This is a genomic window from Uniformispora flossi (assembly GCF_049534875.1).
GTDB classification, from domain to species: domain Bacteria; phylum Actinomycetota; class Actinomycetes; order Streptomycetales; family Streptomycetaceae; genus Yinghuangia; species Yinghuangia aomiensis.
Genome location: NZ_JBMULZ010000008.1, coordinates 165,897 through 180,821, shown reverse-complemented (window position 1 = coordinate 180,821; position 14,925 = coordinate 165,897). Strand labels below are relative to the sequence as shown.

Genomic DNA, 14,925 nt, shown 5'->3' with positions numbered 1-14,925 from the left:
CTGCCGTGAAGGCAACAACCGCCCGCCATGATGCCATCTATGGGGCTATGTCCGAAATAAAGAGCCGTTCGAGAACCTCGGCCGCCGGGGTCAGCGTCCGGCGCGGACTCCCTGCGCGAGATCGGCGGCCAGAGCGCGGACCGCGTCCAGGCCGGCTTCTTCGCTGGGGGCGTCGAGCAGGGCGCGGACGAAGGCCGAGCCGACGATGACGCCGTCGGCGTAGCCGGCGATCTCCGCGGCCTGGGCGGCGGTGGAGACGCCGAGGCCGACGCACACCGGAAGGTCGGTGGTTTTCTTGGTGCGCGCGACCAGTTCGGCGGCCTTGTCGCCGACCTGGGCGCGGGTGCCGGTGATGCCCATGGTGGACGCCGCGTAGACGAAGCCGCCGGCGGCGTCGGTGGTGAGTTGGATCCGCGCGTCGGTCGACGACGGCGCGACCAGGAAGATCCGGTCCAGGCCGTGCTTGTCGGTGGCCGCGATCCAGTCGGCGGCCTCGTCCGGGATCAGGTCGGGGGTGATGACGCCGGAGCCGCCCGCGGCGGCGAGTTCGGCGGCGAACCGCTCGACGCCGTAGCGCTCGACCGGGTTCCAGTACGTCATGCACAGGGCCGCGGCCCCGGTCTCGGCGACGGCGCGCACGTTGTCGATGACGTGGTGCGTGTTGGTGCCGTGCGCGAGGGCGTGCTCGACGGCGCGCTGGATGACCGGCCCGTCCATCTGGGGGTCGGAGTAGGGCAGGCCGATCTCGATGATGTCGCAGCCCCCCTCGACCATGGCGCGGGCGGCCGCGGCGGAGCCCTCGTTGCTGGGGTAGCCGGCGGGCAGGTAGCCGACGAGGGCGGCGCGGTTCTCGGCTTTGGCGGCGGCGAGGACCTCGGTCAGGCGGGTCACTGCTGGTCCTCCTCGCGGACGTCGGCGTCGAACAGTTCGAAGTAGCGCGCGGCGGTGTGCATGTCCTTGTCGCCGCGGCCGGACAGGCTGACCAGGATGGTCGCGTCCGGGCCGAGTTCCTTGCCGAGCTTGAGGGCGCCGGCCAGGGCGTGCGCGGATTCGATCGCCGGGATGATGCCCTCGGTGCGGCACAGCAGCCGGAAGGCTTCCATGGCTTCGTCGTCGTTGATCGGCCGGTATTCGGCGCGGCCGGTGTCGTGTAGCCAGGCGTGTTCGGGGCCGACGGCCGGGTAGTCCAGGCCGGCGGAGATGGAGTGGCTCTCCTGGGTCTGGCCGTACTCGTCCTGGAGGAGGTAGGTGCGGGCGCCGTGCAGGACGCCGATCGCGCCGCCGGTGATCGAGGAGGCGTGCCGCCCGGTCTCGACGCCGTCGCCGCCCGCTTCGAAGCCGTAGAGCTTGACGCCCTCGTCGGGGATGAAGGCGTGGAAGATGCCGATGGCGTTGGAGCCGCCGCCGACGCACGCCGCGACCGCGTCGGGCAGCTTGCCGGTGAGGTCGAGGACCTGCTGCCGGGCTTCGACGCCGACGATGCGCACGAAGTCGCGGACCATCGCCGGGAAGGGGTGGGGTCCGGCGGCGGTGCCGAGCAGGTAGTGGGTGTCGTCGACGTTGGCGACCCAGTCGCGGAGTGCCTCGTTGATGGCGTCCTTGAGGGTGCGCGAGCCGATCGACACGGGGATGACCTCGGCGCCGAGGACGCGCATGCGGGCCACGTTGAGGGCCTGCCGCCGGGTGTCGGCTTCGCCCATGTAGACGACGCATTCGAGGCCGAGGAGGGCGCACGCGGTGGCGGTCGCGACGCCGTGCTGGCCCGCGCCGGTCTCGGCGATGACCCGGGTCTTGCCCATGCGCTTGGTGAGCAGCGCTTGGCCCAGCACGTTGTTGATCTTGTGCGAGCCGGTGTGGTTGAGGTCTTCGCGCTTGAGGATGATGCGGGCGCCGCCGGCGTGCTCGGCGAAGCGCGGGGCCTCGGTGATGATGCTGGGGCGGCCCGCGTAGTCCTTGAGCAGGCCGGTGAACTCGGCCTGGAACTCGGGGTCGGTCTTGGCCTTCTCGTACGCGGCGTTCAGTTCGTCGAGCGCGGCGATGAGCGCCTCGGGCAGGAACCGCCCGCCGAAGACGCCGAAGTGGCCGGACGGGTCCGGCTGTGCAGCTTGGGACATGGTGAACGATCCTCTGGGATCTTTGGTGGTCTCTGTGGGAATGACGCGGCCGGCGGTCCGGCCTGTCGGGCAGGCCGGGCCGCTGCGGACGGCTACTGACGCAAGGTCAGTAGCGGCGCCATCGCCGTCCCTGGATCTGGCCGGGCTCGCACCCGATGACGAACCGGACCCGGCGGCCGAGCACGCGGCGCGCGGGGGCGCGGCAGCCGCGCGGCTTGGCGCCGCGGGCGAAGCGCCCGACCAGGTCCCGGCAGTTCACGGCGTCCTCCGGTTCAGCGCCCGTGGCGCAGCGCCGGGTGGGCGCCCGCGGCGACGAGGTCGGCGACGCTGCTGCGCGGGTCGCGGCCGGTGACGAGGGATTCGCCGACCAGGACCGCGTCGGCGCCGCAGTTGGCGTACGCGATCAGGTCGTGCGGTCCGCGCACGCCGGATTCGGCGATGCGCACGACGGTGTCGGGGATCATCGGGGCGATCCGCGCGAAGTTCGACCGGTCGACCTCGAGGGTCTTCAGGTTGCGCGCGTTGACGCCGATGATCTGGGCGCCGGCTTCGAGGGCGCGCTCGGTCTCTTCTTCGTCGTGGACCTCGATGAGCGGCGTGAGGCCGATCGTCTTGGCGCGTTCGATGAGCGAGACCAGGGCGTTCTGGTCGAGGGCGGCGACGATCAGGAGGGCCAGGTCGGCGCCGTGCGCGCGGGCTTCCCAGAGCTGGTAGCTGGTGACCATGAAGTCCTTGCGCAGGACCGGGATGTCCACCTTGGCGCGGACCGCGTCGAGGTCGGCGAGCGAGCCGCCGAAGCGGCGCTCCTCGGTGAGGACGCTGATGATCGCGGCGCCGCCCGCCTCGTAGTCGGCGGCGAGGCCGGCCGGGTCGGCGATCGCGGCGAGCGCGCCCTTGGACGGGCTGGAGCGCTTGACCTCCGCGATGACCGAGACACCGCCGGTGCGCAGAGCGGCGAGCGCGTCCTTGGGCGGTGGCGCCGCCGCCGCCAAGTCCTTGATTTCATCAAGGGATACGCGGGCCTGTCGCTCGGCGAGGTCGGCGTTCACACCGTCGATGATCTCGTCGAGCACGCTCACTCTTCGCATCCCCTCGTCACTGGCGGCGGGCCGGGAACACATTGCGACTGGTCGGACCGGGCATCCCCCGGACCAGGCCGTCCACAACGCTCCGCGTCGCCCGATGGTTCCGGCCCTTCGATGGTATCGGCCCGCCGGAGCACCCGGCGTCCCGTGTCCCGTCGAACAGGTGGGGGCAGCATACGGCGTCTCGGAAAGCCGCCGCGCCACAGGTCCACGGAACGGGCAAACCGCCGCTCAGGGGGCGAGGAACGCACCGAACGGCAGGTTCCGCACCACCGCAAAAAGGATGATCCCGGCGACCAGGGCACGGACCAGCCGCGGATCGGCAACGCTGGTGCGGGGCAACCCGCGTACCGTGCGCACCGCCCAGCGCAGCCACACCACCGCCACCACGGGCAGCATCGCCACCGCGAACGCGTTGAACCCCAGCGCCGCGGGGATGTCGGCGTGCGCGAGCGCGTGGACGCAGCGCAGGCCGCCGCAGCCCGGGCAGTACAGCCCGGTGAAGCGCAGCAGCGGGCACACCGGGTAGTGCCCGGGCCGGTTCGGGTCGACGAGCCCGACGTAAGTCGTGGCGGCGGCCAGCCCGGCGAGCGAGACGACGGGTGCGAGAAGGCGGACGGGGAGGCTGCGGGGCGGCGGGGGGACGTACGGATACGCGCCCCAGCCGGCGGCCACCGGCGGCCCCACAGGGACCTTGCGCCAGGGCCACGGGCGCGGCGTCGGGGTCGGCAGGGCGGCCGGGGCGGGCATGCGTGCCGCGTCCGCCGTCCTGTGCGTGTCTTCCGGCACGGTCGCCGCCCCGCCTTTCCGATCATCCGCGGCAGCCGGCCCGCGTCGGCCGCAGCCGGGTCCGGTGCCGCACCGCCGCGGCGTCCGCGTCGCCGCTTACAGGTCCCCCAGGGTTTCCTTCCACCCCAGGACGAAAACCCCCAGCATCCACGTGGTCCAGAAGATCACGCCGAGCAGGACCGCACCGATCGTCCAGTTGCGGGCGCGGAGCGACGCGTCGCGGGCGCCCGCCTGATCGCCTTGCAGCCAGCGTTCGTTGACCGACGTCGCGGCGTAGAGCGCGGGGATGCCGGCCAGGAAGCAGCAGAAGACGGTGGCGAGGATCGCCGGGACGAGGTAGTTGTCCGGCGGGGCCGGCACGGGGACGTACGGGTTCGGCGCGGGGCCCGGGTAGCCGAACGGCGACGGGGCGGCCCCGTACGGGCGTGTGGGCCCGCCGTAGGGCGTCGTCGGGGCGCCGAACGGCGTGGTCGGCGGGCCTCCGTACCCGGGGGCCGCGTGCGGCGCGGTGGGCTGTGACAGTCCCCCCGGCGCACCGGTCGGCGGATTGCCCTGTGGATTGCCCTGCGGGTTGTCCGGCGGATTGCCCTGCGGCGCCGCGGGCTTGGCCCACGGCGACGGCTCGTCGGGCGGCGGTTGTCCTTCGCTCACGCGCCCACCCCGCACCGTCGCGGCGGGCACGGGAACGCCGCCGCGCCCCCGTCCGCGAACCCCCCGCGGCCTCGGCGTGGCGCTCCCCCGCCGCCGATCCGCTCGCTGCGCTGCCTCATGCGCACACCTTATGGCCTGGTCGTGCGCCCGGTCCGGGCGTGGACGGACGGCGTGGACAATGGGCCGGTACACGCAAGCCCGTTCGTCAGGAGATCTCCCCCGTTGGCCGCTTCATCCGAGCTGCACGCCGACTGCTCCCGCTGTTTCGCGCTGTGCTGTGTGGCCTTGCCGTTCGCCAAGTCCGCCGACTTCGCGGCGGACAAGCCCGCGGGCAAGCCGTGCGGGAACCTCCGCGCCGACTACCGCTGCGGCATCCACGCCGACCTGCGCACGAAGGGCTTCTCCGGCTGCACTGTCTTCGACTGCTTCGGGGCCGGCCAGAAGGTGTCGCAGGTGACGTTCGGCGGACGCGACTGGCGGCAGGACGCGGGCACCGCGCGGGCGATGTTCGCGGCGTTCCCGGTCATGCGCCAACTGCACGAACTGCTCTGGTACCTCGACGAAGCGCAGGGCCTCGCGGGCGCCGGGCCGGTGCGCGGCGCGCTGCGGAAGGCCTACGCGGACGTGGACCGGCTGACCCGGCAGGACCCTGCCGCGCTGGCCGGCACCGACGTCGCCGAGGTACGCGGCACGGTCAATCCGCTGCTGTTGGAAGCAAGTGAGCTGGCCCGGGCGCGGGTGCCCGGCAAGAAGCGCAGCCACCGCGGCGCGGACCTGGTCGGTGCGAAGCTGCGCAACGCCAAGCTGCGCGGGGCGAACCTGCGGGGCGCGTGCCTGATCGCCGCCGACCTTGCGGGTGCGGATCTGCGGGAGGCGGACCTGATCGGCGCGGACCTGCGCGACGCGGCGCTCGGCGGCGCGGACCTCACCGGGGCGATCTTCGTGACGCAGTCCCAGCTCGACGCGGCCCGAGGCGACGCGAAGACCCGCCTGCCGCAAGGCCTTTCCCGGCCCGCGCACTGGAACGCCTGACGCGGGCACGGGCGTCGGCACGCAGGCGCCGCCCGCGGACACCCGGGCACGCCGAAGCCCCGGAGCACGCCGCTCCGGGGCCGGGCGAAGTTCGGGTCCGGCACGGCCCGCCGGAAGCGGCGGGCGCCGGTGGCGTCAGCGGCGCGCGGGAGCGGTGCCGAGGCCTGCCATGCGCATGGCCTGTCCGGCGACGCAGCCCGCGAGGACGACGGCCAGACCGGCGAAGAACAGCCACGGCGTGGCGGCGATGACACCCACGCCGGAGACGGTCGAGCCGATCAGCGCAAGTATCGTGAGGGTCCAGGCGGCGGGAGTGTTGCCGTGGTGGGCGCCCTGCGACATCGTTGCTCCTTGGTTCACATCTGCAGTGACGGGCCGCATGGCGGGCCCGAAGGTTCCATTGTCCGGCATGCGCGGAGCGCCTCTGCGGCCGGGGTGGTCACACGGTGTTCCGGCCCGGTGTCAGGGTCGGGCGTCCTCGCCCGTGGGGTCTTCGCCGCGGTCGAGCGCGTTCCACAGATCGGCGGACGTACGGGGGCGCTTGGCGGCCGCGCGGCCCGTCCCGGGCGTCGCGCCGGGGGCTTCGTAGCGGCTGGACATGCCGGGCCAGCGGCGCCCGCGGACCATCACGGCGACGCCCGCGAGGAGGATCAGCAGCCCGCCGAGGAAGGTCGCCCACGGCCACGCGGTGTGCGTGACGTCGATCGCCTTCACGCCTTCGACGGCGGCCTTCGACGCGGCCGCCGCGTTCACCGCGGACGTGTCCGACGCCCCGGCCACGGCGATCGCCGCGACCCCCGCCCCCGCGGCGGCGAGCACCAGGCCCACCAGGACCCGCCACACGCCGCGGGTGGCGAGCACGGCGACGAAGCCGGCCAGGGCCACCAGGCCGAGCGCGGTCGGCGCCTTGCTGACCGCCGAACCGGTCGCCTCGATCGCGAAGAGCGAGCCGTGCGCGGGCGCCTTGCCGCGCGCCCAGACGCGTCCGGCGAGCGAGAGCACCACCGCGGCGCCGACCAGGAGCAGCACCAGTGCGGCGCTCATCTCCCGGCGGCCCGGGTTCTTGGCCGGCCCGGGCGCGCCGACCTCGGCGGCCTCCGTGGCCTCGGCGGCCTCCGCGACGGGTTCGGTCGCCACCGAACCCGCGGCGCGGGCCGCTCCGTTCGCCGTCGGGTCCGCCGCGGTCTCGTCCGCGCTCATCCTGCCGCCTCCAACGTGGCCGCCTTGGCCACCGCGCGCAGCACCGCGGCGGCCTTGTTGCGGCATTCGGTGTCTTCCCCGAGCGGATCGGAATCGGCGACCACGCCCGCGCCGGCCTGCACGTACGCGACGCCGTCGCGGATCAGTGCGGTGCGGATGGCGATCGCGGTGTCGAGGTCGCCCGCGAAGTCGACGTAGCCGACGCAGCCGCCGTAGAGCCCGCGGCGGGTCGGCTCGTACTCCTCGATGATCTCCATCGCGCGCGGCTTGGGTGCCCCGGACAGGGTGCCCGCCGGGAAGCACGCGGCCAGCACGTCGAGGGCCGTGCGGTCGTCGGCTAGTTCGCCGACGACCGTGGACACGATGTGCATGACGTGGCTGTAGCGCTCGATGGACATGAAGTCGACGACCTCGACGCTGCCCGGCGCGCACACCCGGCCCAGGTCGTTGCGGCCCAAGTCGACGAGCATGAGGTGCTCGGCGCGTTCCTTCGGGTCGGCGAGGAGTTCGGCGGCGAGGTCGGCGTCTTCCTCGGGTCCCGCGCCGCGCGGCCGGGTGCCGGCGATCGGGTGCAGCATCGCGCGGCCGCCGGTGACCTTGACGAGCGCTTCGGGGCTGGAGCCGACGATGTCGAACCCGCCCTCGGCGCCGCCGTCCGGGCCGGGCAGCCGGAACAGGTACATGTACGGGCTCGGGTTGGTGGTGCGCAGCACCCGGTACACGTCGAGTGCGCTTGCCGCGGTGGGCATTTCGAAGCGCTGCGAGAGGACGATCTGGAAGGCCTCGCCGGCCCGGATCTCTTCCTTCGCGGCCTCGACGGCCTTGCGGTATTCGGGGCCGCCCCACGGGCTGGTCCACTGCGGTTCGTCGCCGCCGCGCACGTACGACGCGCTGCCGTCGGCGGGCCGGGCGAGGTCGGCGGTCATCGCGTCGAGGCGGGCGACGGCGTCGCGGTAGGCCTCGTCGACGCCGGCCGGGAGGCCGTTCCAGTTGATCGCGTTGGCGATGAGCAGCACGGTGCCGTCGGCGTGGTCGAGGACCGCGAGGTCGGTGGCGAGCAGCATCATCAGCTCGGGCACCCGAAGGTCGTCGCGCGCGAGGTCGGGGAGGCGCTCGAGGCGGCGGACGACGTCGTAGCCGAGGTAGCCGACCATGCCGCCGTGCAGGGGCGGGAGGTCGGGCAGGCCGGGGATCTCGTGCGGGGTGTGCAGGGCTTCGACGGTGGCGCGGAGCACGTCGAGCGGGTCGCCTTCGCGGGGGATGCCGGCGGGCGGGTCGCCGAGCCAGCGGGCGGCGCCTTCGTGCTCGGTGAGGGTGGCGGCGCTGCGGACGCCGACGAAGGAGTAGCGCGACCAGGTGCGGCCGTTCTCCGCGGATTCCAGGAGGAAGGTGCCGGGGCGTTCGGCGGCGAGCTTGCGGTAGAGGCCGACGGGGGTGTCGCCGTCCGCGAGGAACCGCCGGGTGACGGGGATGACCCGCAGGTCGCGCGCGAGGTCGCGGAACGCGGCGAGGTCGGGGGTGACGGTTCCGGTGGTCATGGGTTCGCGGGCTCCCGGGGGTGGGCGGCGGGGCGGTGGGCGGGGCGGTCCGGCCGGCGCGCGCGGCTGGGCGCGCGGGCGGCCGGCCGGGGGTCACGACGTGACGGTGAGGGCGCCCGCGTCGAAGCAGGTGCGGTCGCCGGTGTGGCAGGCGGCGCCGGCCTGGTCGACCTTGACGAGGACCGCGTCGCCGTCGCAGTCGAGCGCCACGGAGACGACTTTCTGGGTGTGGCCGGACGTGTCGCCCTTGACCCAGTACTCCCGGCGGCTGCGGCTCCAGTAGGTGCAGCGTCCGGTGGTGAGGGTGAGATGCAGGGCCTCGTCGTCCATCCAGCCGACCATGAGGACTTCGCCGGTGTCGTACTGTTGCGCGACGGCGGCGAAAAGTCCGTTCTCGTCCCGCTTGAGGCGGGCGGCGATCGACGGGTCGAGCCGCGTCGGCCGGACGGGACGGCCGGGGTCGGGGGAAGGGGCGCCTGTCATAACCGCATTCTCGCAGACCTGCTATCGCACACCCGCCGCGCCGTCGACGTGGTCACTGTTACGGCACGGGCACGTACTGGTTGTCAAGGCGTGACACCCGTGCGTGCGGGACCTTCACCCCATCGGGCAAGCTTTGCGCATGACGATGCCTCCACCGCCGGGCCAGGGAGGCTTCCCGCCTGGCTACGGACAGCAGCCCAATCCGGGCTACTCGAGCAATCCCGCTTACCCCGGGGGCTATTCGGCCGGACCCGGTGGACCGCCGCCGGGCGGCTACCCCGGCGGTCCGCAGTACCCGAGCGGTCCGCCCGGAGGCGGGCCTCAGTATCCGGGCAACTACGGGGGCGGCTATGGCCCCGGCGGCCCGACCGGGCCCGGCGGCTTCCCCGGCCCGCCCGGACCGCCGAACGGCGGCGGCCGCGGCCCGCTGATGTTCGCCGTGATCGGCGGCCTGGTGGTCGTCGGCGGCGTGATCATCGCCCTGGTGTTCCTCCTCGGCGGCAGTGACGACAAGAAGGACAAGGCGGACAGCTCCGGTTCGCCGACGCCGACGTCGACCGGCACGTCGACGAAGTCGCCCACCGCGACGCCGACGCCGACGCCCACGCCGACGGCGACCCGGACGACCTCCCGCCCGACCACGGCGCCGCCGTCGCCCACGTCGACCGATGATCGCCAGACCGTGGACAACACCCCGCTCTCCGAGGGCGACTGCATCAACTTCAACGAGATCACCGGCCGCATCACGAAGGTCTCGTGCACCACCCCGCACGACAAGCAGGTCTTCAAGAACTTCAACGCGACCGGCACCTCGTTCCCCAGCACGTCGGAGATCGAGAACCAGATCGAGGCCGCGTGCTACCCGACGTACCAGTCGATCCTCAGCAAGGAGTCGGCCAGCTCCAGTTCGCTGACGATCTACTACCGTCAGCCGGCACAGGACAGCTGGTCGCTGGGCAACCGCCAGGTCAACTGCATGGTGCAGTACACGGACGGGACCAAGCTGACGAAGAAGCTCGGCTGACGGACCGCGCAGCCGGGCGCCGCGGCGCCCGGTGCCCGGCCGCAGCAAACGACAACCAGGGCACGCACCGCGCGTGCGGGGCCCGGCGAATCGAGGTGGGGGCGTGAGCACTCCGCAATACCCCGGAGGCGGGTGGCCGCCGGGTCAGCCGCAGGGCGGCACGGGCAACCCGTACGGGAGCGGAGGCCCGTACGGCGGGGGTTACCCGGGCAATCCCGGCGGCGGCACATACCCGGGCCACTCCGGCGGAGCCGGCGCCCCGGGCTACCCGGGGGCGCCGGGCGGCCCCACGTATCCCGGTGCGCCGGGCGGACCGGGCTACCCGGGCGGCCCCGGTTACCCGGGCGGGCCTCCCGGCTATCCGCCGCAGCCGCCGCCCGGCGGCGGCAGCGGCAAGGTCGTGGCGTGGATCGTGGTCGGCGCGCTGGTGGTGGCCGGCATCGTGATCGGCGTGGTGTTCAGCCTCGGCGGCAAGGACGACAAGAACAACGACGCGTCGTCCAGCGGTTCGCCGTCGGCGTCGTCGTCCGCGACGACCGGCCGGCCGACGCCCACCCGGACGCGCACCACCGCGCCGCCGACGACGGACGCGCCGGACCCGACCACCGCGGCACCGACGTACACGACGACCGCGACCGCGCCGAACGACACCGTCCACAAGATCACCCTGTCGCCCGGCGACTGCGTGGTCTTCCCGCCGGGGACGTCGGACGTCGACAAGGTCTCGTGCTACACGTCGCACGACGCGGAGCACGTCGCCAACCTGAAGATGCCGGACGGGGCCTGGCCGGGCGACACGCAGGCCGAGAAGCAGGCCGGCGACCTGTGCGACGACGCGATCGCCCCGGTCGTCGCCAAGCAGTCGAACGGCGACCGCATGGTGGCGGACTTCATCTACCCGTCGTCCCGCAGCTGGCAGACCGGCGACCGCGAGGTCCAGTGCATGGTCCGCCTCAGCGGCGGCCAGAAGCTGACGGCCCCGCTGAAGAAGTAGCACGCACGAACGCAGGTGGGGCGGACACGCTTGGCGTGTCCGCCCCACCTGCGTTCCGGAGCGGGTTTGCCCGCGCCTGAAATCCCCGGCTGCCCCGTCCCTCAGTCTTCCTTCGCGGGCTTCTGCTGGGCCGTCCACGAGGCGTGCAGGCGCGTGTAGACGCCGCCGGCGCCGACCAGGCCGGTGTGGGGGCCGCGTTCGACCAGGCGGCCCTGGTCGAAGACCAGGATCTCGTCGGCGGATTCCGCCGTGGACATGCGGTGGGCGATGAACACCGCCGTGCGTCCCCGGGTCAGGCCGTCCAACGCGCGCTGGATGCGGACTTCGGTGGCCGGGTCGACCGCGGAGGTGGCCTCGTCGAGGACGAGCAAGTCCGGGTCGGCGACGTAGGCGCGGGCCAGCGCGACGAGTTGCCGTTCACCCGCGGACAGGGACTCGCCGCGTTGCCCCACCGGGGTGTCGATGCCGAGCGGCAGGCCGTCGAGCCACTCGGCGAGGCCGAGGTCGGCGAACGCGCCCGCGACGACCGCGTCGTCGGCGTCCGGACGGCCGTAGCGCACGTTGTCGCGGATCGTCGCGTCGAACAGGAAGCCGTCCTGCGGCACCATCACCACGCGGGCCCGCAGCGACGCGAACCGCACGTCGGTGAGCGGGATCCCGTCCAGCAGCACCCGCCCCTCGTCCGGGTCCACGATGCGGGTGAGCAGCTTGGCGAACGTGGTCTTGCCCGAGCCCGTCTCGCCGACCACCGCGACCCGGGTCCGGGCGGCGAGCGTCACGTCGACGTCGTGCAGCACGCGCGGCCCTTCCGGGTACGCGTAGGCGACGGAGTCGAACCGCACCTCGACCGGGCCGCGCGGCAGCTCCGTCCCCTGCTCCCCCGGGTCGGCGATGTCCGGCTCGGCGTCCAGGATCTCCAGCACCCGCCGCCAGCCCGCGAGGGCGTTCTGCGCCTCGTTGAGCACCTCGACGGCGAACTGCACCGGCGTCACGAACAGCGTGACGAGGAACAGGAACGCCACCAGCTCGCCCAGCGTCAGCTGCCCGTCGACACCCAGCAGCACGCCGACCACCACGACGAGCGCGTTCGCCAGGCCCACCGCGACCTCGCCCATCGGGAAGGTGAGCGCGACCAGCGTCTGCGCCCGGGTCTGTGCCTTGCGGTGCCCGTCGATCGCCTCGTCGATGCGCTTCGCGGTGCGGTCCTCGATGCCGTGCGCGCGCACCACGGACGCCCCCACGACCGGCTCGGAGATCGCCCCGAGCATCCGCCCGGCGTGCACGCGGACCGCGTCGGCGGCGGCGCCCACGCGCTTCTGGAACGCCTTGAGGCTGACGAACAGCGGCCAGAAGCACACCCACACGATGAGCGTGAGCTGCCACGAGTACGCCAGCATCAGCGCGCTGACCACGGCCATCTGCGCGACGTTGACGATTAGCATCAACCCGCCCTGCTGGATGAACCGGGTGATGGTGTCGACGTCGCCGGTGACGCGCGAGACGAGGGAGCCGCGGCGTTCGGACTGCTGGTGCAGCGTGGAGAGGTCGTGCACGTGGCGGAAGGCGCGGACGCGCAGGGTGGCGAGGCCGCGTTCGCTGGCGTTGTAGACGCGCACGTTCATCGCGTACGAGCACAGCGCCGTGACGATCACGGCGAGGGCCGAGCCGGCGACCATCCAGCGCACCAGCGCCAAGTCCGGTCCGCCGTCGCCGCGCAGGCCGTTGTCGATGGTCTGCTGGACCGCGAGGGGCACGACGATGCGCCCGACGGTCGCGAGCGCGGCCAGCACCAGCGTGACGGCCAGCCCCTGGGTGAACTCCGGGGACAGATCGAGGCCGCGGCGCAGGACCGCCCAGCCCGACGGGCGGGGCGGGGCGGCAGCCGTCGGGTCGTCGGTGTCGCGCGGCGGGGCCGCGGTGGCGGTGGTCATGCGGGAACCTCCTGGTCGCGGGTCTCCGCGGCCGTCGTCGGGTCGGGGCTCTCCGGTCCGGTGCCCGCGGCCTGGTCGCGTTCCTGTGCGGCGCGTTCGTAGGCGTTGACGAGACGCCGGTAGCCGACCGAGGCGTCGAGGAGTTCGAGGTGCGTGCCGCGGGCTTGGATGCGGCCGTCTTCGAGGAAGACGACTTCGTCGGCCAGCGCGATGGTGGCCTTGCGGTAGGCGACGACCACGACGGTCGACGGCCCGGCGTCGTCCCGGAGGCCGGCGAGGATGGCGGCTTCGACGCGCGGGTCGACGGCGGAGGTGGCGTCGTCCATGACGAGCAGCCGGGGCTTGCGGACCAGCGCGCGGGCGAGCGCGATGCGCTGGCGCTGGCCGCCGGACAGCGAGGTGCCGCGCTCGCCGACCTTGGTGTCGAGGCCGTGCGGCAGCCGGTCGACGAACTCCTCGGCCTGCGCGGTGCGCAGCGCGGCACGGACCGCGTCGTCGTCGACGTCGAGGCCGAGGGTGATGTTGTCGCGGACCGTGTCGTCGAAGAGGAAGGCCTGCTGCGGGACGAGCGCGGCGGTCGCGGCGATGCCGCCGTGCCGGTAGTCGCGCAGGTCGACGCCGTCCAGCAGGACGGCGCCGGAGCCGGGGTCGACGAGCCGGACGAGCAGCGACGCGAGGGTGGACTTGCCGGAGCCGGTGGGGCCGACGACGGCGACGGTGCGGCCGGGGGTGACGTCGAAGGTGACGTCGGTGAGGACGTCGGCGCCGTCGAGGTAGCCGAACCGCACGGTGCGCGCTTCGAGTCCGGCCGGCCCGGATTTGCCGGCTTCGGTGTCGCCGTAGGCGGATTCGCCGTCGGCGTCGAGGACGTGCTCCACGCGTTCGAAGCCGACGACGGCGCGCGGCATGTCGCCGAGCAGCCAGCCGATCGCCCGGACCGGGAAGGCGAGGAGGGTGAAGAGGTAGGCGATCTGCACGAGTTCGCCGGCTTCCAGGTCGCCGTGCGAGATGCGGATGCTGCCCGCGAGGAGCACGAGCAGCACGCCGAGGCTGGGCAGCGCTTCGAGGAGCGGGTCGAACAGGGCGCGGACCCGGCCGACGGCGATGTTGGCGTCGGCGAGTTCGGTGGAGGCGGTGGCGAACCGGGCGGCTTCCTCGTCTTCGCGGCCGAGGGTTTTGACGACGAGGGCGCCGTCGAAGCTCTCGTGGGCGATGGCGCTGACGTCGGCGCGCAGTTCCTGGGCGCGCATCGCGAGGGGGCCCTGGCGGCGCTGGTAGACGACGTTCAGCACGAAGATCGCCGGGAAGATCACGAACCCGACGAGGGCGAGCGCCCAGTCGGTGGCGACCATGGCGGCCGCGGCGAGCAGCAGCATGACGACGACGCCGGTGGCCATCGGCAGCGGCGCGATCGGGTACCACGCGGCCTCGACGTCGGCGTTGGCGTTCGACAGCAGCGCGCCGGTCGGGTGCTTGTGGTGCCAGGCGAGCGGCAGCCGCAGGTACTGCCGGGTGACCCGGCGGCGGTAGGTGGCCTGGAGCCGGTACTGCATGATGCCGGCCCACAGCCGTCGCCCGACGATGCCGAGGGCCTTGAGGATCGCGATGCCGAAGACCGCGAGGAACGCCCCGGTCAACGCGCCCGTGCCGGTGTCCCCGTCGCGGAACGCGGGGACGACGACGTGGTCGGTGACGCGGCCGAGGACGAGCGCCGAGCCGACCGTGGTGGCGCCGTACAGGGCGCTGGCGCCGACGGCGGCCGCGAACACGCGCGGCTCCTCGCGGATCGCGATGCCGAGGATCCGCATTCCGCGGCCGAGGACATCCCTGTCGGTCTTCGTCACGCGATCCCTCTCGATCCGGCTGCCATCCTCGCTCGCTTTCCCTGTCCCGCTGTCCTGGTGTGCCGTGCTCGGGTGCGCACGTTGCGGTGTCCCGCGTCTCCGCACGGCCCCGGGCCGGCGCCGCCGCCGGGCGCGCGGCAAGGCCGGCGCCGACGACGCCGGCCCGGGGCAGTGCAGGACATTCTGCTGTGCACAAGCGCGGCGGCCCGGAGCGCATTCCCGGCGCGCTCCTCCACGCCC

15 protein-coding genes are annotated in these 14,925 nt (G+C 73.4%); 3 read left to right on the top strand and 12 right to left on the bottom strand.

The annotated features are described in order from the left end of the window. Positions 1 to 90 precede the first annotated feature (90 nt). From trpA to ACPA54_RS19780, 6 genes are all read right to left on the bottom strand, one after another. Positions 91 to 891: a tryptophan synthase subunit alpha gene (trpA, locus tag ACPA54_RS19805; protein ID WP_423531564.1), complete on the bottom strand. Its 801-nt coding sequence runs from the start codon at positions 889 to 891 to the stop codon at positions 91 to 93. Beyond that, entirely contained in the window at positions 888 to 2,114 is a 1,227-nt protein-coding gene (gene trpB, locus ACPA54_RS19800) for a tryptophan synthase subunit beta (protein ID WP_423531562.1), read from the bottom strand. The genes trpA and trpB overlap by 4 nt, the downstream gene beginning before the upstream one ends. A 106-nt stretch (positions 2,115 to 2,220) precedes the next feature. Continuing rightward, entirely contained in the window at positions 2,221 to 2,373 is a 153-nt protein-coding gene (gene trpM / locus ACPA54_RS19795; protein ID WP_423531560.1) for a tryptophan biosynthesis modulator TrpM, read from the bottom strand. 13 nt (positions 2,374 to 2,386) lie between these two features. Beyond that, on the bottom strand, positions 2,387 to 3,193 hold the full coding sequence (gene trpC, locus ACPA54_RS19790; RefSeq protein ID WP_423531558.1) for an indole-3-glycerol phosphate synthase TrpC: 807 nt from the start codon (positions 3,191 to 3,193) through the stop codon (positions 2,387 to 2,389). A 237-nt stretch (positions 3,194 to 3,430) separates the two neighbouring features. Beyond that, positions 3,431 to 3,949 (bottom strand): DUF2752 domain-containing protein, encoded by a 519-nt coding sequence (locus ACPA54_RS19785; protein WP_423531556.1) that lies wholly within the window; start codon positions 3,947 to 3,949, stop codon positions 3,431 to 3,433. 135 nt (positions 3,950 to 4,084) lie between these two features. Then, complete coding sequence (locus ACPA54_RS19780; RefSeq protein WP_423531554.1) at positions 4,085 to 4,639, bottom strand: CD225/dispanin family protein; 555 nt, start codon at positions 4,637 to 4,639, stop codon at positions 4,085 to 4,087. A 222-nt stretch (positions 4,640 to 4,861) separates the two neighbouring features. Here ACPA54_RS19780 and ACPA54_RS19775 point away from each other — a divergent pair, with 222 nt between their 5' ends. Continuing rightward, entirely contained in the window at positions 4,862 to 5,671 is an 810-nt protein-coding gene (locus tag ACPA54_RS19775; RefSeq protein ID WP_423531552.1) for a pentapeptide repeat-containing protein, read from the top strand. Between the two features lie 135 nt (positions 5,672 to 5,806). On the opposite strand, the gene ACPA54_RS19770 is transcribed toward ACPA54_RS19775, so the two are convergent. From ACPA54_RS19770 to hisI, 4 genes are all read right to left on the bottom strand, one after another. Beyond that, on the bottom strand, positions 5,807 to 6,013 hold the full coding sequence (locus ACPA54_RS19770; protein WP_423531550.1) for an HGxxPAAW family protein: 207 nt from the start codon (positions 6,011 to 6,013) through the stop codon (positions 5,807 to 5,809). Positions 6,014 to 6,133: 120 nt separating this feature from the next. After that, positions 6,134 to 6,871: a TIGR02234 family membrane protein gene (locus ACPA54_RS19765; RefSeq protein ID WP_423531548.1), complete on the bottom strand. Its 738-nt coding sequence runs from the start codon at positions 6,869 to 6,871 to the stop codon at positions 6,134 to 6,136. After that, on the bottom strand, positions 6,868 to 8,409 hold the full coding sequence (locus ACPA54_RS19760; protein WP_423531546.1) for an anthranilate synthase component I: 1,542 nt from the start codon (positions 8,407 to 8,409) through the stop codon (positions 6,868 to 6,870). The genes ACPA54_RS19765 and ACPA54_RS19760 overlap by 4 nt, the downstream gene beginning before the upstream one ends. Before the next feature lie 93 nt (positions 8,410 to 8,502). Next, positions 8,503 to 8,892, bottom strand: a complete 390-nt coding sequence (hisI, locus tag ACPA54_RS19755) for a phosphoribosyl-AMP cyclohydrolase (RefSeq protein WP_345674468.1) — start codon at positions 8,890 to 8,892, stop codon at positions 8,503 to 8,505. Positions 8,893 to 9,031: 139 nt separating this feature from the next. Here hisI and ACPA54_RS19750 point away from each other — a divergent pair, with 139 nt between their 5' ends. Both ACPA54_RS19750 and ACPA54_RS19745 read left to right on the top strand, forming a co-directional pair. After that, entirely contained in the window at positions 9,032 to 9,916 is an 885-nt protein-coding gene (locus tag ACPA54_RS19750) for a septum formation family protein (RefSeq protein ID WP_423531544.1), read from the top strand. 103 nt (positions 9,917 to 10,019) lie between these two features. Continuing rightward, entirely contained in the window at positions 10,020 to 10,910 is an 891-nt protein-coding gene (locus ACPA54_RS19745; protein ID WP_423531542.1) for a septum formation family protein, read from the top strand. Positions 10,911 to 11,011: 101 nt separating this feature from the next. Here the strand turns inward: ACPA54_RS19745 and ACPA54_RS19740 are convergent, their stop codons facing one another. Both ACPA54_RS19740 and ACPA54_RS19735 read right to left on the bottom strand, forming a co-directional pair. After that, on the bottom strand, positions 11,012 to 12,841 hold the full coding sequence (locus ACPA54_RS19740; RefSeq protein WP_423531540.1) for an ABC transporter ATP-binding protein: 1,830 nt from the start codon (positions 12,839 to 12,841) through the stop codon (positions 11,012 to 11,014). After that, a complete protein-coding gene (locus ACPA54_RS19735; RefSeq protein ID WP_423531538.1) occupies positions 12,838 to 14,685 on the bottom strand; it encodes an ABC transporter ATP-binding protein in 1,848 nt (615 codons plus the stop codon). The genes ACPA54_RS19740 and ACPA54_RS19735 overlap by 4 nt, the downstream gene beginning before the upstream one ends. Positions 14,686 to 14,925 lie beyond the last annotated feature (240 nt).